Below are 19,041 nucleotides of genomic sequence, written 5' to 3' on the forward strand. Positions count from 1 at the left end.
GCATTGCCAATATACGAGTCGCGCACCAGCTACTTCCCCATCTCCCTGTGAAGCTTGGCTAGGGCGCGCTTCTCGATCCGCGAGACATATGAGCGTGATATGCCCAGCGCTCGAGAGATCTCTCGTTGGGTCTGCCTTGTTTGATCTCCCATCCCGAACCTGAGCTCCAGCACCCTGCGTTCCCTGGGCGATAGCCTTGCTAGTTTCTCATGGAGTCGCTCCTGTTCCACCCTGGACTCCACCATCTCGGCCACTGTGTCGCCATCCTGCGTAAGCACATCCATCAGAACGATCTCATTGCCTTCCTTGTCGGATCCGATGGGGTCGTACAGGAACAACTCGCCGCGGTTCTTCCGGCCTGACCGAAGATGCATCAGGATCTCGTTCTCGATGCAGCGAGCCGCGTACGTGGCTAGCCTGGTCCGCTTATGACGGTCGAAGGTGTTTATGGCCTTGATCAACCCGATCGTGCCGATGGAGATGAGATCGTCGGTGTCCTCGCCGGAACTGTCGTATTTCTTCACGACATGCGCCACCAAACGCAGGTTGCGCTCAACCAGGGTCGCTCTGGCTTCCTCGTCTCCCGCCTCTTTCCTATCGAGCATCTCCTGTTCCTCCGCCTCAGAGAGGGGTGACGGAAAGGCTCCATTTCCAGATACGTAGGAGGTCAGGAGCATGATGCCCCTGGCAGTCAGGGCCGCAATAGCCGCAAATGCGCATAGTATGGCAGAAAGCAAAGCAGGCCACCTCCATCTCGTGATACAGAGGCAGCCTATGAGACAAAAGCACATCGTGTGCGTGTCCTGCACGGGTCAGCGGGGATTCGTCAGTCCGTCAGGGGGGAGTTCTCCCGCGGCCTGGCAGAGGCCATGGGGCGCCCATGATAGTCCGGCATATGTCGCCGAAGATGGGTGCGGCTGCATCGCCTCCCGACTCAGGCCCCTCAACCAGCACGGCCAGTGCGATTCGAGCTGTCTCGACAGGCGCGAATCCCACGAACCAGGCATTGTACAGGGTCTCTCCATCAGCCCCAATCCTGCCTGTCTGAGCTGTGCCGGTCTTTCCCGCAGCATCTAGCCCGCCTAAGGCCGCTCTCGCGGTCCCGACGGAAACCACTCCCGCCAGCATGCGGCGAAGGTCCGCGGCCACACTCGAGGGAATTGCCTGCACTGCATCGAACCACGAATTGCCGGAGTCCTCGCTCTGCCTGCCTGAACGCGCGGCTTGGCCAGTCCTGCGGCCATCGGGACCACAAGCCTCCAAGACCAGTGTTGGCGTGCGCATCCAGCCGCCGTTCGCAATCACAGAGATCATCGTGGCCGCCTCAAGTGGAGTCATCTCCACCACTGCCTGTCCTAGGGCCAGATTCGCGAGTTCTGCGGAAAGGCCGGGCCAATCGTTCGTGCCGCCCACTTTGGGATCAACCGTCGCCGCGGCGCGCACTACGGGCAGGCGTCCCGCAAGTGCGAATGGAAGCCGCACCGCCGCGGCGGCGGCTGTATCCCCAATGCCCATCGCGCGGGCAGTCTCCACCAGCAGCCTCTCGCCGACTGAGTGCGCAGCATCGATGAACGCGGTATTGCAGGACTGAGCCATAGCATCTGTGAACGAGATGTCCCCGTGCCCGCCTCGGTCATATGTGCAACATCTGAACTTGTGCCCCCCGGCCTCGATGGCGCCGGAATCGTGGTAAATCGATCCGGGCTCGCGCACTCCCGACGCAAGAGCTGAAGCGCCAACCACAACTTTGAAGATCGATCCAGGATAGTAAGGCCTGATCGCCCTGTTGATAAGAGGACCGCCCGCGCTTCGCATAGCCGACGCGATGTCATCCTGGCTGTACGCCGGACGCGAGACCATGGCAAGAACCTCTCCGGTCCACGGGTTCATCGCCACCACAGCGCCGGCCATGTGGGGAGCGTTTCTATCGAAAGCCTCCTCCGCAATGCGCTGTAGCTGAGAGTCGATTGACAGCCTAACCCATCCGCCGTTTCCACCTACGGTGACAGCTCTTGCTCCTAACCCCGGCAGAGCCCTCCCGTCAGCATCCCTCATCATCCTAACAACCTCTCGGCCCGGCCCAGCGAGAGCCCAATCGTAGGAACGTTCGATCCCATCGACGCCGGCCACGATTCCAGCGCCCACTCCCACGCCCATGCCTGTGCCTGTTCCAGCAGCCGACACGGCACGGGATAGGTATCCAACTACATGCTCGGCTGTGCCCTTGTACCGCCCTGCAACGGAAAGCGGCGCTACACCCGTGAGCCGCTGCGCCAGGCCCACAAACCGGTTCCAGTCAGCCTCGGGGATGCGCACCACTCGCGGCGAGCCGTCCCGCGCCCTGGGCACTACCCGCTCCAATTCAGCAATCGCCTCGCCAGGGCCTGACACAAGTGACGGGAACACGGCGCCGAGGCGGACTGTCGGCTGATCGTCCCAGGCCTTTCCTCCGGCTAAAGGCATCATGTTCCTATCGAAGATCGTTCCCCTCGCCTGCCCGATGGGGGCATCCACTGAACGCTGATCAACTGCACGGGATGCATATGCCGTGCCTCGACCGATCGAAACCCAACCCAGTCGAAGCAACAACAGTGCAGATGCTGCAAGCATAATCCCACGCACTGCCCGTATCCCCACGCCAGTGCCTCGCAATTGGCCCCACCTCATCCGGTATTCTCCCCATGGGTGCAAAAAAGGCGCGCTGCCAACTTCACGCAGCGCGCTTCAGTATTGCATCGATCAAAGGCCGTCCGACTCCAGCTCTACCCCAATGCCGCCTTGAGCCGGGCAATGAGCATGTCAATGGCGACCATGTTGAACCCGCCTTCTGGGATGATGATGTCCGCGTATCTCTTGGTAGGCTCCACAAACTGCATGTGCATGGGGCGAACAACTCCGAGATACTGGTCGACGACCGAATCCAGGGTCCTTCCCCGCTCCTTCACATCGCGCATGAGCCTTCTGATGAACCGCACATCAGGGTCGGCATCCACGTATACCTTGATGTCCATGAGCTCCCGAAGGCGGGGGTCATCGAGGATCAGTATCCCCTCCAGGACCACTACACCTGCAGGCTCTACCCGCACTGTCTGGCCGGTTCGGGTGTACGACTCGAAGGAATACGCCGGCTTGTCGACAGCTTGTCCCTCCATGAGCATTTTGACGTGGGAGATGTACAAATCCGTATCGAATGCGAACGGGTGATCGTAGTTGGTCCGCAGACGTTCTTCAAAGGTTAGGCAGCTCTGATCGTGGTAGTAGGCATCATGTTCGAGCACGGCAACTGCGTTTCCAAATGCCTCCGAAACCGTGCGCACCACAGTTGTCTTCCCAGAGCCCGAACCACCGGTTATGCCTGCTACAAGTACTTCCCCTGCCATCTGTGCGTCACCTCAAGCCTCACGTGTTCACTGCTTCTTCTTTGCGAGTCGCGCCCCTCGCTCCACCTTGGCCTTGGCCCGCAAGTGCTCCTCATATGTCCGGCTGAAGATGTGACTCCCGTCGCCCGCAGCCACGAAATACAGGTAATCGCCTGGCTTGGGTGTGAGCACCGCCGTGATCGATGCAAGCCCCGGGTTTGAGATCGGGCCGGGCGGCAGTCCTTTGTTGATGTAGGTGTTGTAGGGGGAATCGATCTCAAGATCCGTATTGAGCAAGCGTTCCTTCGGAACAGGCAGCAGATACTGCACCGTGGCGCAGCTCTGTAGGGGCATTCCCCTCTCGAGTCTATTCAGGAAGACCTGCGCGATGATGGACCTTTCTTCCGGCGCCTTCGCTTCCTTCTCAACCACCGACGCAAGAATCAGGGCGTCTCGATCCGAGAGAGCCGATGGATGAAACGAAGCCTTATCAAAGGCTGCCCCGGCTGTCTTCTGGAACTGCGCAAGCATGGCGCGGATAATCCTAAGTGGCGACACTCCATCCGCAAACTCATAGGTATCTGGGAAAAGGTATCCTTCGAGGGATTCGCCGTACGGCAGGAACGGGTAGGCCTCGCGGATCTCCTTCGGAGGATCGTTCACCAGCGCCATCGCCTCTGCCTCCTGGGCGAGGCCGCTAACAGCGAAAATGTGCGCAATCTGTCGTGCGGTGGAACCCTCCGGAATCGTGATCCTGGTCATCACCACTCGTCCGGATGCAACCGCTTCAAGGATGCTTCGCACACTCTGACCCACAGTGAACTCGTATCGCCCCGCCTTGAGCAACGATTCCTTACCAAGCATACATGCTTCTATTCTGAATCCTTCCCTGTACCTTATCAAGCCATTTTGTTGGAGGATGGCAGCGATCTGCGACGCAGTGGCGCCATCGGGTATGGCAACCTGCACGCGCGCACCCACCGCGCCTGATGATGGAGGGCGCTGCAGTTCCACGAAGGCCGCTGCACCCACGGCAAGTATCGCTATCAAAATGAAGCCAGCCCACCCGCGCTTTCGGCGGGGCGAAGCACCGGTGTTCGCTTTCAACCTGAGACCTCCCAGTCGCGCTTATCCGTCGGCAAGCCTTAGCGGAATCAGACTGCACCTCGGCCTGAACCGAACCATATCACATTATATGGCCTGACCTCGGGGTACGCAAGAAGCCCCCTTGCAGGGGGCCTCCAGGGGTGATCGCACTATTCTAGTATTCCTCGTCCTCTTCGTCCTCATCGTCGTCCTCGTCCTCGAGGTCATCGTCTTCCTCATCCTCATCGAACGCCTCGAGCGCCTCGACAACCCTCTCGTACTCCTCGTCGTCATCAATATCGGTGAGATACTCCTCACCCTTCTCGTCGACTTCGATCTTCATGATGACGGCCTCGGCCTCGCAGTACTCCTCGTCCTCGTCCGACTCCTCAAGGCATTCCACAGGCACAAGCACGGCGTACTTGCAGTCGTCGATTTCGACCATGTCCTCAATAGCGAAATCCTCTTCCTTGCCGTCCTCATCCACGAGAGTCACGATGTTCTCCTCGTCTGGCATGCAGATCACTCCAATCTAGCCCTTTTTGATTCACCAGAGCACGAGTATCATTTCCACAACTCAGGGGCACGAATTCGCCGAGTCAGCCGCGCGCTTGGAGGTAGTCCAAATAGTTCTGGAGGATCAGCGCAGCTGCGGTCTTATCGATCAGCTCGCGGCGGCGTTTCCGCGGTAGATCCGCTTCAAGGAGGGCTCGTGACGCCTGGACCGTGCTCAAGCGCTCGTCCCAAGCAACGATGGATACATCAGTCGCTTCGCGAAGACGCTCGCAGAAGTCGCGCACCTTCTGGGCCGATGCGCCGTAGGCGCCATTCATATTTCGAGGCATCCCGATAACGATCTCGCCGGCGCCGACCTCTTTCACAAGCTCCGCCACGGATACAGCATCCTTTCCCCAGCCGCGCGAGGGTATCACCTTGAGAGGAGAGGCGACTAGGCCAAGCTCGTCGGAGAGAGCGACACCTATTCGAACGTCGCCAAAATCAAGCCCAACACGGACCAACCCACGACCTCCTAAACCACCTTGATACAGAACTCCGGGCAATGAGCGACACAGTACCCACATAACACGCACTTGCTGGGGTCAACTTCAGCTCGGGATGTTCCCAGATGGAGGGCTCCCTGGCCGCAGGCAGCAACACATGCGCCACATCTGGCGCACCACTCTTCGATGAGCAGTCGTTTCTCTCCTGCAAGGCCTCTTAGGACATCTGGAGACACCTCACGGCCCTCCATGATAGCGATGTCGGCAGAGAGCTCTGCCTCGGTTTTGACACCAATTGCCACGGAGTGTATGCAATCATGGCCCAAGACCCATCTGATCGCGCCCTGAGCCTCCCGGAACAGGTGGCCTCCGCCGAGCGCCTTCATGCTGTACACTCCGACCCCGGCTGCACTCGCCTGGAGTATGGCCGCCTCCATTTCACCGACGGTACCGTCTATTATACCAATACCACGCATGTTGAAAATGGGATGCACTACATCGATTTCGGGCAACTCGACAACGGCCCTCACTACTTCCACCGCATGGGTGGACACCGCCACTGCCCGGATCAGACCCTCTCTCTTGGCATCCACCAGGCCCCGTATGGCCTCAGAATGCCCTTTCAAGGTAAGCCTGGTCTCCTGCTCGTGAAGACCAAAGAGATCGATATAGTCCAAACCCGTTTCTAAAAGCGCTCGCTCAATGGAGAGCCTCATGTCACGGTAGGTGTAGGCGTAACACCTCGACGAAACAACTATAGACTCCCGCCGTCGTCCGCGCAAGGCCCTGCCAACCTGTTCATAGGTTCGGTAGAGTTCTGCGGTGTCAATGAAGCTCACGCCTCGATCCAGAGCCGCACTGAGGAGGCGCGCTCCGGCCTCTACGCCGATGTTCGCCTGAAGCGGTCCCATCGTGAGCGACCCTAAGCACATCCGGGAAACCTCGATTCCCGTCTTGCCCAACACCCTGCGTTCCAACTAATATCACCACCGCGCCGCACGCTCGTCCACTGCGAATCCAAGCACCGTGAGTGTGGGCATCATCGAGAGTGTAGCACATGCCACCACACCTGAATCATTGAAGGCCATGGCCGCGCCTGCGCCCGCTAGCCCTGCAAGGAATGCGGCATAAAGTGGAAACCTCTCATTCCTGAGCCTGAGAAGCGGTCCTGAGGGCCTTACCGCAAGGGCCCCGAGGGCGAGCAGGAAGGCAATGAGAACCCTGGTCCAAGCCGTGCAGCTCAGCAGTCTCAGGTTCATCTGAAGCTTGCGAACGACCATGATCGCCGCCTGCGCTGGCCCACCTGACTCAATCTCCTGCCATGCTCGCCCTATATGGCTGGGCTCTCCTGCGCCAGCGTCCATCAACACCATGGCGGCGCCTAGCGCAAGTGCTCCCACAATCGCAGCTGCTATCACCATGGCGCGCCTTCGGGCACGGGATACACATGGAAGCTCGGCGCATGCCTCATGGCAACGGTCAGGGCGTGCGGCGCCAACTCCTCCCGGACGCCCGGGCGTGATCGCAAGCATCGCAATCGCCGCAGCGAACGCCGACAGCATCCCGCCGAAATTCGCACCCAGACACGGATGCCCCAGGAACACACCTGTCACCGCCGCCAGAATCGCAACTGCCAGGTTCGCCCCTCCTGAACGCGCCCGGCTCGTGGCGTCGATGCCATTCTCGCCGCGGTTCCCGCGCCGGTTCTCGATGCAGCGCAGACTGCGTTCGACAGCGTCCACGATCCCAGCGCTCGATACCACCACAGACCCTACTAGCACCCCCATGAGCTCATTCCCCACACCGTAGTATCTGGCCCCGATCACGGCAGAATGCCCTATCAGTGAGGATGCGCATGCGGTTCCGCCGGTCACCGCGTCGGCAGCTATTGCGATGCTTGTTGCGCCCGCGACTGCCAGGACGGCATTCGCGGCAGATCTGAACGCCGCGAGCGCAGCAGCTGCGATTACTGATGCCAGGACTGCGGCCAGCACGCCAGTCTGCACTGTGCCGACCGTTCCCAGGGCTGAACAGGCCAGGAGCGCGAGAGGTCCCGCTGCCACAGCTGGCAGCAATGACGTAGCCACGCCCACCAGAACCCGTGAGGGCGAGAAGTCGAACACAATCGCCAGGGCCGCAGCGAACACGGTCGCTACTATAAGCCCGATGAAAACTCTCAGAACCGGGCCTCGGGCGTGCGCTGCTGATGTAGCCGAAGCTCCGATGGCCGCCGCTCGTCTGAGACCATTCGAAGCAGGAATGCACTCCATTGGGGCGCCATCGCAAGGCCAAGCTGCTTCGATCCCTAGTCCGGCAAGGATAGTCGGGACCAGATCCAGATTGGTCACGATCCCGGTCCGTCTTGTCGTAGCGGCCGTGAGTAGGCCAGATGTAAACCCCCAGCCGGAAATCGCCACAGGCGCTAGAGAGGACAACCTCACGCTGCCCGCTGTGGGGGAAGGAGAGCCAGCCCAGGCAGATGCGGGCGCCTCAGGAGATAGGATTATGTAGGCCCTGCTTTCAGAGGGCGGTCCTACCAGGGAGAACAGGCGCCCGAGCAGCTCATCCAGTCGCCTGTAACACCCTCGCGCCTGTTCCACGCGTCCCGCTGCTGATAGGCTCCTGCTTTCCCGCGCGGCACGCGCGAAATCCCCGAAATCCACAACTGCCACGCTCGCCCCGTCAGGCCCGGCCATGGCAGCGGCCACTGCCCGAGCGATTCTCTCCACACCGCACGCCATGCCGTAGGACGCTCTGGGATCACGAACGATGGTGTCTGCGCCCACATCCCCTCTGGAAACAATGCCCCGCTCGTCCATGGCCAGCAGCGCTCCGGGCCGAGAATGCAAATGCACATCATCGGAGTTCCCAATCAAGTACACTCCAAGCCCGGCAGTGGAGATGGACTCTCCGAGAAGCCCCGGTCTGCCCCTGTACTGTGACCCCGCATTGTCACGAACAAGCTCTGCAATCCCCATCACCATCACGGAGCCTGCCGCAGGAACGTCACGGGCGCCCAGTCCAAGCATCCTTGCATACATACCAGCAGCACTTTCACCATGAAAGGCTTCGTCTGCGCCGAACCCAGCGCCGGCGGATGCAGCAGCCACCATTCTCCGCCCGGCGCCTAGAGCAGCACAGGCCGCGAGTTCCCCTATGATGGCAGAGTCCCCGCCACTCCCGCTGCTGCTGCCTGCGCCTGGTCCTGGGTCTTCACCGGAAGCGGCCGTTCTCGCGTTGGCCACGCCGATGGCGGAGGAATTGAGCAAAGACCGAAGAAAACTGCCCCCGTACTCGAGTGCGTCCTCCCAGGAGAGGCCGTTTGCCAGCAGCACAACCGCACAAGGCGCCGGACCGGCCGGCGGAAGCGAAGCACCCGACGCGGCCAATGTCGACGATGCCGCGGACACCAAAGCAGCTGATGTCGCGGATGTCGACACAGCCGATGCTGCCGCAAGCCCAGGCAGTATGCCCAGGGCAGTGAGAAGCGCCGCTGCAAGGATAACCGCCGCCCCATACCGTGCGGCGGTTGTCCTGCACCAAGCGGCGCGCTTCCATCTATTTGAGCATGTAACTCTTGACCAGTTCCTCGATGATCTCGTCGCGCTCCACTTTCCTTATGAGGTTCCGGGCGTTCTTGTGGCTAGTGATGTATGTTGGATCACCAGACAGCAGGTAACCCACCAGCTGATTCACGGGATTGTAGCCCTTCTCAGCCAGAGCCGAGGCGACTTCAGTGAGAATCCGCCTCACAGGAGTGACATCCTCATCCGCGCCTAGGACTGGATACTTCACTGTCTCGTCCCACTGGTTGGACATAGGCAACACCACCATACTCGTTCTTATTGTTAGCCAAGGCTGGAAGCGTGATGCGCGAGAACGGCCTCGATCCCCGCAGCCAAAGCCTCTTTAATCCTCGATGCGTCGCGTCCGCCGGCCTGCGCCATGTCTGGGCGTCCTCCGCCGCCTCCGCCTGCGGCCCTGGCGGCCTCCCGGACAATGGCCCCAGCATTGAACCCACGCGCCACCAGGTCGCGACTGACGGTTGCCACGAAGCTCACCTTGTCGCCGCTGGCAGCACCTAACAGGACGACGCCTGAGCCAAGCTTCTCCCTCACCTTGTCGGACATGCCCCGCAAGGCCTCTGCGTCCATCTCGTCGACTGCAGAAGCCACCACAGGGATGTCGCCGATCATCACCCTGCCCGCCACGATTGAGTCCACTCCGCCCGCTGCAAGCTTGCTGCGGAGCCGCGAAATCTCCCGATCCTGCTCGTGCAGGTCCCGCAGAAGCTTATCGATTCTGCCAACCATGGCATCCTCAGGGACCTTCAGCAGATCTGCTATTTCCTTTACAACCGTGCGGGAGCTGTTCAGATAGGCCAAGGCGCCGAAACCGGTCACAGCCTCGATGCGCCTCACGCCAGCCGCGACGCCTCCCTCCGAAACCACCTTCACAAGGCCAATATCGCCAGTGCGAGACACGTGCGTGCCTCCGCACAGCTCGAGGCTGACATCGCCAACCATCACCATCCGCACAGTGTCCCCGTATTTCTCATCGAATAGCGCCATTGCTCCGAGCCTGCGCGCCTCGTCAATAGAGGTGAGCGTGGTGGAGACTTGCATGTTCGCCAGGGTCCAACCGTTCACCAGACGCTCGACCTCTGCCAACTGCTCCGGCCCTACGGGCTCGAAGTGGGAGAAGTCGAACCTCAGCCTCTCGTTGTCGACGTACGATCCAGCCTGCTGCACATGGGCGCCAAGCACTCTCCGCAAGGCCGCATGAAGCAGATGGGTTGCCGTGTGGTTTCTGCATATCGCAGCCCGGCGCTCCTCGTCGACCCGCGCTTCCACCACATCTCCGACTGCGATGCGCCCGTGAGCAACTGCTATGGCATGAACGGCAGCATCGCCGATGGGTTTCGCGACAGATCCTACGATGGCCCTGGCGCCGCTTGTAGAGACGATTTCCCCTGTATCGGCCACCTGCCCACCTGAGGCTGCGTAGAATGGAGTGCGATCGAGGACGGCCTCGCCTGCCTGGCCTTCCGCGAGCTCTCGAACAGCGGCGCCGTCCGGCCCGATGAGAGCGGTGACAGCGGCGCGCTCAGAGAGGTGTTCGTATCCGACGAACTCAGAGCCAAGATCACCCAGAGCAGCTTTGTACTTCGCGGATTTCTCGTCGATATAGGCGTTCTCGCCGTGCGCGGCCCTCGCCCGCTCTCTCTGGGCTGCCATGGACTCGTCGAAGCCCTGCCTGTCCACGCTGAGCCCGCGCTCGCGCGAGATATCCTCTGTGAGCTCAAATGGAAAGCCGAAGGTATCATACAGTCTGAACGCGTCAGACCCCGACACGCAGGTTCCGCCATCTGCGCTAAGTTTCGCAATGATCGAATCAAGAACGCCAGATCCCTGTTCCAGGGCGACTGCGAACCTCTCCTCCTCGAGCTCGATGGTTTTGAGAATACGCTCTCGCTCCCGGTCGAGTTCGGGATAGGCCGAGTGCATAACCTCTATGACCCTGGCGGCTGCCTGCGAAAGGAAGAGGCCCTGAATGCCTATGAGCTTCCCGAATCGCGCAGCTCGCCGCAGCAGCCTGCGAAGGACGTAGCCGCGGCCCTCGTTCGTGGGGAGCACACCATCGCATATCATGAATGTTGCTGCCCGCGAATGATCAGTGATCACCCTCACGGCCATATCAGCTGGCCCACTGGCTCCGTATTTCACCTTCGCCACGTTGGCGATGTAGTCGCGAATTGCGCGAGTCTCATCGGCATCGAATATCGTGGGCACGTCCTGCAGTATCGCAGCCACACGCTCCAGGCCCATTCCAGTATCGATTCCGGGCCTGTCAAGAGGATTGTAGTTGCCCTGCTCATCCCTGTGGAACTGAATGAACACCAGATTCCAGATCTCCATGAACCGCCCACAGTCACAGTCAAGCCCGCAGTCGGGCGATCCGCACCCCACATGCGCTCCGCGGTCCACATGAATCTCGGAACACGGACCGCACGGCCCAACGCCTATCTCCCAGAAATTGTCCGCCTTGCCTTTGCGGACTATTCGATCAGCCGGTATCCCGATCACATCATGCCATATATCGAAAGCCTCGTCATCGTCGAGGTAGATGGTGATCCATAGGTCTTGTGCAGCGAAGCCCAGCACCTTGGTGACGAACTCCCAGGCCCAGGCGATGGCTTCAGACTTGAAGTAGTCGCCAAATGAGAAATTGCCCAGCATCTCGAAGAAGGTGCCATGGCGGGTAGTCCTGCCGACGTTATCGAGGTCGCCAGTGCGCACGCACTTCTGGCACGTGGTGACCCGGAGCTGTTCAGGCTTAGCGGTGCCAAGGAAGTATGGCTTGAATGGAACCATCCCTGCGGCGGTGAGCAGAAGAGTTGGGTCGCCCGACGGAATCAGCGACGCACTCGGCAGTATCTTGTGCCCTTTGGATTCAAAGAATTTGAGGTATGCTTGCCTCAGTTCATCAGTCTTCAAAGCCATTACACCCCACATTGTGCAGCCTATGCCGGAACGCAGGTTCTGACGGTTCCAGATTCTCAGAGTACCTTATCACAACAGCATGGGACATACAATACAACTCCGGTTGCCGGGTTTCCGGTTGCCACTCCGGATCGACCCCTCAGGCGCAGTGGCTCACTCATCCACTGGGAAGCCTGGGAAGAGGCGGCTCGCCATAATCGCAATGACGGCAGTCACCGGAACCGCCAGCAGAATCCCCACTACTCCGAACAAACTCCCGCCAACTAGCAACGCCCCGATAACCACGAGCGGATGCAGGCCCACACACTCGCCTACGATTCTTGGGGAGATGATCACCGATTCCACCTGTTGAATGCCGACGAACGCCACCGCTGCAAGGACCGCGGTCACTGTGGACCTCTGCGCAGCCATGAGCACCGCCGGAACCATGCCGAACACTGGGCCAAAGTACGGGATTATCTCGAGCACCCCCGCAAGGAACCCGATCGGCAGTGCGAATTCCACCTTGAGCAGCGCAAGGGATACGCCAGTGGCCACGCCCACAAAGGTGCACACTATCACCTGTCCTCGGACCCATCCTGCGAGGGCCTGATCGATATCGGAGACCATTCTCATCACACTGTCGCGCGATCGGGAGGGAATCCACGAAGAGAATCTGCGGCTGATGATGTCGACATCGCGGGTGAGATAGAAGGCGATCACAGGAGCAAGCATTATGCTGGCAAGCTGCGACATCACCGACGATACCGCTTTCCCCGCAGCACGTGCGATTTCGCGTACGTACGCCTCCGCTCGAGCCACTGCTGCAGATGCAAGGCCCGCTGCTGCGCCTTTGGGGAGGAAATGAACTCGTTTGCTCCAGTCTTCGGCAATTCCATTCAGCGCAGTCCCGGCGCCGGCTTTGCCACTCACGATCTCGTTGAGCTGGTTCGCAAGAGGAGGAATCACAAATGCCAGAGAGAATCCTATCGTCGCAGTTACAATCACGTAAGCAGTGAATATCGCGGCAGCCCTGTTCGCCCCGCGCGCCTCGGCGAACCTCACCAGCGGCGAGATGGTGTAGGATATGGCAATTGCGACTAGGAACGGTGTGAACGCCTGCCTCGCCTGGATTGCCACAACGAAGGCAGCCAGCATCCCCAGGGCAATGGCCGCCTTTCGCAGGTTCCCCCCACGCCTTTGCTCCGTTGTGCATTCCTCCTCCGCAGCCAGTCGAGTCGGTTCGGACCGCCGCTTGACCAGGACAGGTTGGGCGATGCCGTGGCAATGCAAATGGACCGGCCTCGGCAACCCGTTCCCGAGACCGGTCCTACAGATATCCTCACGTCAGTCCTCGGTGTCTTCCCCCATCCCGAACCGCCGCCCGATAGACTGCATGGCCTCCACCACAGGCTTCCGGACTGTGCCCGACTGCCGTGACACCGTTCGAGTGGACTTCCGCTTCATGCCTGTCGGTGATTCCCGGGTGACCTCTTCTGTGAGTACCTCTCTCCGGCGGCCCGAAGAGTTCATCAACATGAACATTCCCAGCCCCGCCCCGAGAAGGCCCCCAGTGAGGAGAACCCTCCACATTCTCCTGATGACCGATCCCTCCCTTCCACACAGGGTAGTATTCCCACGGTCCGGTCGGGATACACCCTACTCCTCTTGGTCGCCGTGGTGGCTGTGGTCCTCTACCTCTATTGAGGAGGGGTCGATGCCTACATCCACTCCTGGATGCTTCTCAAGATAGTCCTTTATGGCAAGGTGAAGAGCGTCTGCCGCAAGGTTGGAGCAGTGCATCTTCACCGGAGGAAGCCCGCCCAAGGCCTCTGCGACTGCCTTGTTCGATATCTCCAGAGCATCGCGAACGCTCTTGCCCATCACCATCTCTGTGACCATGCTTGATGTGGCTATTGCCGCACCGCACCCGAATGTCTTGAACTTGATATCCGTTATCACGCCGTCTTCAATCTTGACCGCCATGCGCATAATGTCCCCGCACACAGGGTTCCCAACCTGCCCCACACCGTCTGCATCAGGTATGTCGCCCACATTGCGGGGATTGCTGAAGTGGTCCATTACCTTCTCATTGTACAATTCCAACACCTCCGTTCGACCATGGATGCCCGCAGTCCGCTGCCGTTTCCTGCATTGCAGTTGCGCGGTTGTCTCTCTAGTTCCTCGGCGCGACGCAGCAATCGTGGGCGTTCACGCACACATCCTTGATGCCGCAGGCAGTTTTCTGGTATACAGGCGACATGGCCCGCATCTTGTCGACTATGCCGGGCATGACCTCTAGCACGCGGTTGATGTCCTCATCAGTGGTGTACATTCCCAAAGTCATCCTGACTGAGCCATGAGCCACCTCATGCGGAAGCCCCATCGCCATCAGCACGTGGGACGGCTCAAGTGAGCCTGAGGTGCAAGCTGACCCGCTTGAGGCGGCTATGCCTTTCATGTCGAGGTTCAGGAGAAGCGACTCGCCCTCAACATAGAGGTAGCTTATGTTCACATTATTGGGCAGCCTCATCGTGGGATGACCGTTGAGTTTCGTATCGGGAATCAGGTGCTCAAGCCCTGTAATCAGCCTGTCGCGCAGGGCGATCTCGTGAGTGAAAGACTCCGCCATCTCCGCCACGGCGAGTTGAATGGCGACGCCCATGCCCACCATTGACGCCACATTCTCAGTGCCGGCGCGGCGCTTTCTCTCCTGCGGTCCGCCGTTGATGAGGGGAACCGGCCTGATACCCCGCCGCACATACAGGGCGCCCACACCCTTCGGGGCGTAGAACTTGTGCCCCGACATGGAGAGCATATCCACTCCCAGCGCCTTCACATCGATGGGAACATGCCCGACGGATTGCACTGCATCGGTATGGAAGAGGACCCCCGCCGAGTGGGCTATCCTCCCTATCTCTTCGATAGGCTGAATCGTGCCAACCTCGTTGTTTGAGTGCATGATGCTGATGAGAAAAGTCTCCGGAGTGATCGCCCTCTGGACATCGTCTGGGTGCACCATGCCGTATTGGTCCACAGGGACCACGGTCACGTCAAACCCGAGCCTCTTCAGGCTCTCCGCAGTCTCTAACACAGCGTGGTGCTCCACGGCCGAGGTTATTACGTGCTTCTTCTTGCCGTAGACTGCGAGGGCAGTCCCCTTTATGGCAAGGTTATCGGCCTCAGATCCTCCGCTAGTGAAGATGATCTCCTCTGGAGATGCGCCGATGGCCCCAGCGACCCTCTCCCGCGCCTCGTCCATGCCACGCTTGGTCTCTCTTCCGAATGAGTGTATGCTCGATGGATTTCCAAACTTCTCAGCTAGATACGGGATCATGGAGTCGAGAACTTCACGCCTGACCGGCGTGGTGGCAGCGTTATCCAAATATATCCTATCCATGCAACACCCTCCCGATAGCAACAGCTCAGCCAGACCTCAGTCGACGCTCTCAGCATCGCCGTTCCCTTGCGGCGCAGCTATCATATCTTCGAGCGTAGTCGAGTCTAGTATCGACGTAATCCCATCGCGTAACCTAGCCCAAACCGGATGGGCTGCACAATCGCCAACCCGGCTGCATCCTCCTCCGTCACCGCCGTCTTCTGAAGCGCACGAACACAGTGCTATTGGCCCTTCAAGGGCGCGCACTACATCGCCAACAGTGATGCTCCTCGGTTCCCGTGCGAGAGCGTATCCGCCTGCAGCTCCCCTCTGCCCCAAGAGCAGCCCCGCCTTTCGAAGCACTCCGAGCAGCTGCTCAAGGTAACTTTCGGGGATTCCCTGCCTGGCTGCAACCTCCCGGAGAGATACCGGACCGCGCCCGAACAGCGTGGCCAGCTCCGCCATTGCGCGTACCCCATACTCGGTGCGCGAGCTTAATTTCACCCAATCACCTCCGAGTGCCATACCAAAGGCAGCCTCGGCAATCCCGACCGATTCAGTCGGATTTGTCAATTTCAATATACGACGGCATCCGCTGGGTGTCAACAGATGATCGCATGAAGGAGTCGTGGAGTTGTGTGTGGAAATCATGGTTCTGTGGCAATGCGCAGGAGGGATGAGCATTGAAAACGCTGATGACTGGAAATGAGGCTATGGCGCGGGGCGCATGGGAGGCTGGCGTGAGGTTCGCCTCGGCCTACCCGGGAACACCTAGCACCGAGATTGTGGAGAGTGTGGCGCGGTACAGGGAGATCCGATCTCAGTGGGCAGTGAACGAGAAGACCGCCCTCGAAGCTGCACTGGGGGCATGTATTGCTGGTGTGCGGTCCATGTGCGCGATGAAGCATGTGGGGCTCAATGTGGCCGCTGATCCCCTGTTCTCCTCGGCCCATGTGGGAGTGAATGCTGGATTCGTGATAGTCACTGCCGACGACCCTGGCTGTCATAGCTCCCAGAACGAGCAGGACAACAGGCACTACGCCAAGTTCGCCAAGCTCCCTATCGTGGAGCCTTCCGATTCCCAGGAGGCTCTCAACTACATGAAGGCTGCCTTTGATATCAGCGAGGCCTTCGACACGCCAGTCCTGTTCCGATCCACCACAAATCTTTCCCACGGGAAGACTCCCGTGATTGTCGGCGAGCGAGTCGAGGCGCCTCCCCGTGCGTACGAGAGGACGCAATCCAAATACGTCCTCATGCCGGCTGCTGCCCGAGCTCGCCATGCAGTGCTCGAGGAACGCCTCCTGAAGCTTGCGACATACGCCGAGATCTCGCCATTGAACAGGATTGAGTGGGGTTCCCGCTCGATCGGGATCATAACGAGTGGTGTGGCGTACCAGTTCGCCCTCGAGTCGTTGGGGCAGAAGGCCTCCTACCTCAAACTTGGAATGAGTTTCCCGTTCCCTAAGAATCTTGTGAGGCGGTTCTCAACCGAAGTGGAACGGCTTGTTGTGATTGAGGAGCTCGATCCGTTCATCGAGGAGGCCGTCCGCGCACTCGGCATTTCCGTTGAGGGCAAGTCGCTGATCCCACTCACCGGCGAGTTGGACACTGGAATCGTGGCTCGGGCGTTCGGATTGTCCCTGGCGAGCCTCGGCGCAGGAGTCGGCGCCAAGGCACAGGCAGAGACGGCGCAGGCCGAGGCGCAGGCGCAGGCGGAGGCGCAGGCCGAGACGCAGGCGCAGGCGGAGGCGCAGGCCGAGACGCAGGCCGAGACGCAGGCGCAGGCGCAGGGGGGAACCCGCGACAAGGCTGACGCGGCGGAGGCGCCCTTGCCCGCCCCGCCGGAGCAGGTCCCTGGCAGGCCTCCGATGTTCTGCGCAGGCTGCCCCCACAGGGGAGTATTCTACGAACTCGCCAAACTGCCTGTGGCGGTATCCGGCGACATAGGCTGCTACACTCTTGGCTCTCTCCAGCCCTTCGGCGCCATGGATACCTGCATCTGCATGGGCGCCGGCATCTCCACAGGGATGGGGTTCCAGGCGGCCCTGGAAATGCTTAGGGTTGAGAAGCCCAAACGAACCGTGGGCGTGATCGGCGATTCCACCTTCTTCCACTCTGGTATGACCGGGCTGCTCGACGCGGCCTATAATGGATCAGGGCTCATAACGTTCATTCTTGATAACCGCATCACTGCCATGACTGGCCATCAGGAGAACCCGGGCAGCGGGTTCAATCTCTCAGGCGATGCTGCCAATGAGGTGAGTATCGAAGGCATCGTGAAAGCCTTCGGGATCAAGAACGTCGCGACCGTCGATCCGTTCAACCTAGAGAAGGTGCGCGAAGCCTTGGTCGCAGCTCTTGCCGACCCAGGTCCATCTGTGATCGTGGGCCGCGCCCCCTGCGCCCTCCTCAAGCGATCAGCTGTGAGAAAACCCGCCTACTATGTGGATCAGGAGACCTGCCGCAAGTGCAAGCTGTGCCTGCGTGTAGCGTGCCCGGCTCTCTATGTGGAGAACGACATGGTGCAGATCGATGCAGACGCATGCGTCGGATGCGGCGTATGCAGCCAGGCGTGCCGCTGGGGAACGATCAAGATCCTTTCGAAGGCTGGTGACAAGTAATGCAGGAGACTACTAGTGTTCTTCTGGCTGGAGTCGGCGGGCAGGGCATAATACTCGCAGGCCGAGTCTTCTCCCAGCTTCTGCTGAATTCGGATTGTGATGTGAAGATGTCGGAAATCCATGGCATGGCCCAGCGTGGCGGGAGTGTCACGACACACGTCCGCTACGGCGAACGCGTGTCCGCTCCCACGATTTCCCCGGGCCAGGCCGATGTGATCCTCGCCTTCGAAGCGATGGAAGCGGCCAGGATGGCCCACTGGCTCAGGCCCGGAGGTGTGATGGTCGCCAACACCAGGCGCATCCCTTCCCTACCCATCCTGATCGCGAAGGAAACCTACCCTGAGGATCTTCCTGCACGCCTTTCGGCGCGTGGCATTTCGGCTCACTGGCTCGACGCCTATACTACCGCAGTCGGGCTCGGGAACAGTAAGGCGGAGAACGTTGTGCTGCTAGGGGCGTTTTCGACAGTGCTGCCCTTTGCCGAAAGCGCGTGGCGGCAGGCAATTGCACAGGTCGTGCCCGCGAAAGCCGTGGAACTCAATCTTGTCGCGTTTGCCGCCGGGAGGGAACTCGCGTGAAAGCCAACGCTCCGTTGATGGCATCGGCCCTGCTGGCCGCGGTTGGGGTGCTCTCAGTCCTCTTCGGACACTTGATCGGGGATAAGCACAGGTTTGAACTCATCAACGGGCACAAGGACGAAAAGGCGAAGGACGCCGACCGGTTTGCTCGGTGGATGCAGGGCTGCTTCTACACCATGGGCGGCATTCTCACCGCTGGAGCAGCTCTGATCTGGATCACGAAGGCGTTTGCCGCGATACTCTTTTGCACGGTGCTGGCCACCACGGTGGTCCTCGGCGTGATGACCGCCGGCGCGGGCAGATACTATAGGATCTAGCGCACGCACAGGGGATCCATCTGCCACTGGGTCCGGCCCGATCGCGCCAGCTTGTCTTCCTCAGCGACTTGCGCGAAGCGACACGGCGCAAGTTCCCCGCAGGCGCCCAGCGCTGTATTACCGAGATCTTCGGTACGCGCCCTCGGCCAGCGCACCTGATTTTTCAGAGACCCAGTACGGAATCCGTACAGGCATCGCTGGGTACCTGTACGGAT

At 60.2% G+C, this 19,041-nt stretch carries 18 protein-coding genes; 3 read left to right on the forward strand and 15 right to left on the reverse strand.

Annotated elements, in window-relative coordinates:
• Positions 1-29: 29 nt before the first annotated feature.
• The 15 genes from sigK to VB144_07355 all read right to left on the reverse strand — a co-directional run bounded on the left by sigK (position 30) and on the right by VB144_07355 (position 15,811).
• A complete protein-coding gene (sigK, locus tag VB144_07285) occupies positions 30-737 on the reverse strand; it encodes an RNA polymerase sporulation sigma factor SigK (GenBank protein MEA4883442.1) in 708 nt (235 codons plus the stop codon).
• Between the two features lie 97 nt (positions 738-834).
• The gene (locus VB144_07290; GenBank protein ID MEA4883443.1) at positions 835-2,652 is read right to left on the reverse strand and encodes a penicillin-binding transpeptidase domain-containing protein; all 1,818 of its coding nucleotides are present in this window, start codon (positions 2,650-2,652) and stop codon (positions 835-837) included.
• 110 nt (positions 2,653-2,762) lie between these two features.
• The gene (gene udk / locus VB144_07295; protein MEA4883444.1) at positions 2,763-3,380 is read right to left on the reverse strand and encodes a uridine kinase; all 618 of its coding nucleotides are present in this window, start codon (positions 3,378-3,380) and stop codon (positions 2,763-2,765) included.
• Between the two features lie 27 nt (positions 3,381-3,407).
• Positions 3,408-4,466 (reverse strand): endolytic transglycosylase MltG, encoded by a 1,059-nt coding sequence (gene mltG / locus VB144_07300; GenBank protein ID MEA4883445.1) that lies wholly within the window; start codon positions 4,464-4,466, stop codon positions 3,408-3,410.
• A 154-nt stretch (positions 4,467-4,620) separates the two neighbouring features.
• Positions 4,621-4,962, reverse strand: coding sequence for a DUF1292 domain-containing protein (locus VB144_07305; protein MEA4883446.1), 342 nt, complete (start codon positions 4,960-4,962; stop codon positions 4,621-4,623).
• Between the two features lie 82 nt (positions 4,963-5,044).
• Positions 5,045-5,464 (reverse strand): Holliday junction resolvase RuvX, encoded by a 420-nt coding sequence (gene ruvX / locus VB144_07310; protein ID MEA4883447.1) that lies wholly within the window; start codon positions 5,462-5,464, stop codon positions 5,045-5,047.
• Positions 5,465-5,475: 11 nt separating this feature from the next.
• Positions 5,476-6,423 carry an aldo/keto reductase gene (locus VB144_07315; GenBank protein ID MEA4883448.1) on the reverse strand — a complete coding sequence of 316 codons (948 nt, stop codon included), beginning with the start codon at positions 6,421-6,423 and terminating at the stop codon, positions 5,476-5,478.
• A 6-nt stretch (positions 6,424-6,429) separates the two neighbouring features.
• Positions 6,430-8,886, reverse strand: a complete 2,457-nt coding sequence (locus tag VB144_07320; protein ID MEA4883449.1) for a hypothetical protein — start codon at positions 8,884-8,886, stop codon at positions 6,430-6,432.
• A gap of 118 nt (positions 8,887-9,004) precedes the next feature.
• Complete coding sequence (locus VB144_07325) at positions 9,005-9,265, reverse strand: IreB family regulatory phosphoprotein (protein MEA4883450.1); 261 nt, start codon at positions 9,263-9,265, stop codon at positions 9,005-9,007.
• 29 nt (positions 9,266-9,294) lie between these two features.
• A complete protein-coding gene (gene alaS / locus VB144_07330; protein MEA4883451.1) occupies positions 9,295-11,943 on the reverse strand; it encodes an alanine--tRNA ligase in 2,649 nt (882 codons plus the stop codon).
• 159 nt (positions 11,944-12,102) lie between these two features.
• On the reverse strand, positions 12,103-13,221 hold the full coding sequence (locus VB144_07335; GenBank protein ID MEA4883452.1) for an AI-2E family transporter: 1,119 nt from the start codon (positions 13,219-13,221) through the stop codon (positions 12,103-12,105).
• A gap of 54 nt (positions 13,222-13,275) precedes the next feature.
• Positions 13,276-13,521 (reverse strand): hypothetical protein, encoded by a 246-nt coding sequence (locus tag VB144_07340; protein MEA4883453.1) that lies wholly within the window; start codon positions 13,519-13,521, stop codon positions 13,276-13,278.
• A gap of 66 nt (positions 13,522-13,587) precedes the next feature.
• Positions 13,588-14,028 (reverse strand): Fe-S cluster assembly scaffold protein NifU, encoded by a 441-nt coding sequence (nifU, locus tag VB144_07345; GenBank protein ID MEA4883454.1) that lies wholly within the window; start codon positions 14,026-14,028, stop codon positions 13,588-13,590.
• A gap of 76 nt (positions 14,029-14,104) precedes the next feature.
• Complete coding sequence (gene nifS, locus VB144_07350) at positions 14,105-15,328, reverse strand: cysteine desulfurase NifS (protein ID MEA4883455.1); 1,224 nt, start codon at positions 15,326-15,328, stop codon at positions 14,105-14,107.
• 36 nt (positions 15,329-15,364) lie between these two features.
• A complete protein-coding gene (locus tag VB144_07355) occupies positions 15,365-15,811 on the reverse strand; it encodes an Rrf2 family transcriptional regulator (GenBank protein ID MEA4883456.1) in 447 nt (148 codons plus the stop codon).
• A gap of 179 nt (positions 15,812-15,990) precedes the next feature.
• Here VB144_07355 and VB144_07360 point away from each other — a divergent pair, with 179 nt between their 5' ends.
• Genes VB144_07360 through VB144_07370 form a run of 3 tightly spaced genes read left to right on the forward strand, consistent with a single transcriptional unit; the run spans position 15,991 to position 18,826 of the window.
• Complete coding sequence (locus VB144_07360) at positions 15,991-17,931, forward strand: thiamine pyrophosphate-dependent enzyme (protein ID MEA4883457.1); 1,941 nt, start codon at positions 15,991-15,993, stop codon at positions 17,929-17,931.
• Positions 17,931-18,509 (forward strand): indolepyruvate oxidoreductase subunit beta, encoded by a 579-nt coding sequence (locus VB144_07365; GenBank protein ID MEA4883458.1) that lies wholly within the window; start codon positions 17,931-17,933, stop codon positions 18,507-18,509. The genes VB144_07360 and VB144_07365 overlap by 1 nt, the downstream gene beginning before the upstream one ends.
• Positions 18,506-18,826 carry a hypothetical protein gene (locus tag VB144_07370; GenBank protein ID MEA4883459.1) on the forward strand — a complete coding sequence of 107 codons (321 nt, stop codon included), beginning with the start codon at positions 18,506-18,508 and terminating at the stop codon, positions 18,824-18,826. The genes VB144_07365 and VB144_07370 overlap by 4 nt, the downstream gene beginning before the upstream one ends.
• Positions 18,827-19,041 lie beyond the last annotated feature (215 nt).

Source organism: Clostridia bacterium, from assembly GCA_034926675.1.
Taxonomy (GTDB): domain Bacteria; phylum Bacillota; class DTU025; order DTU025; family DTU025; genus JAYFQW01.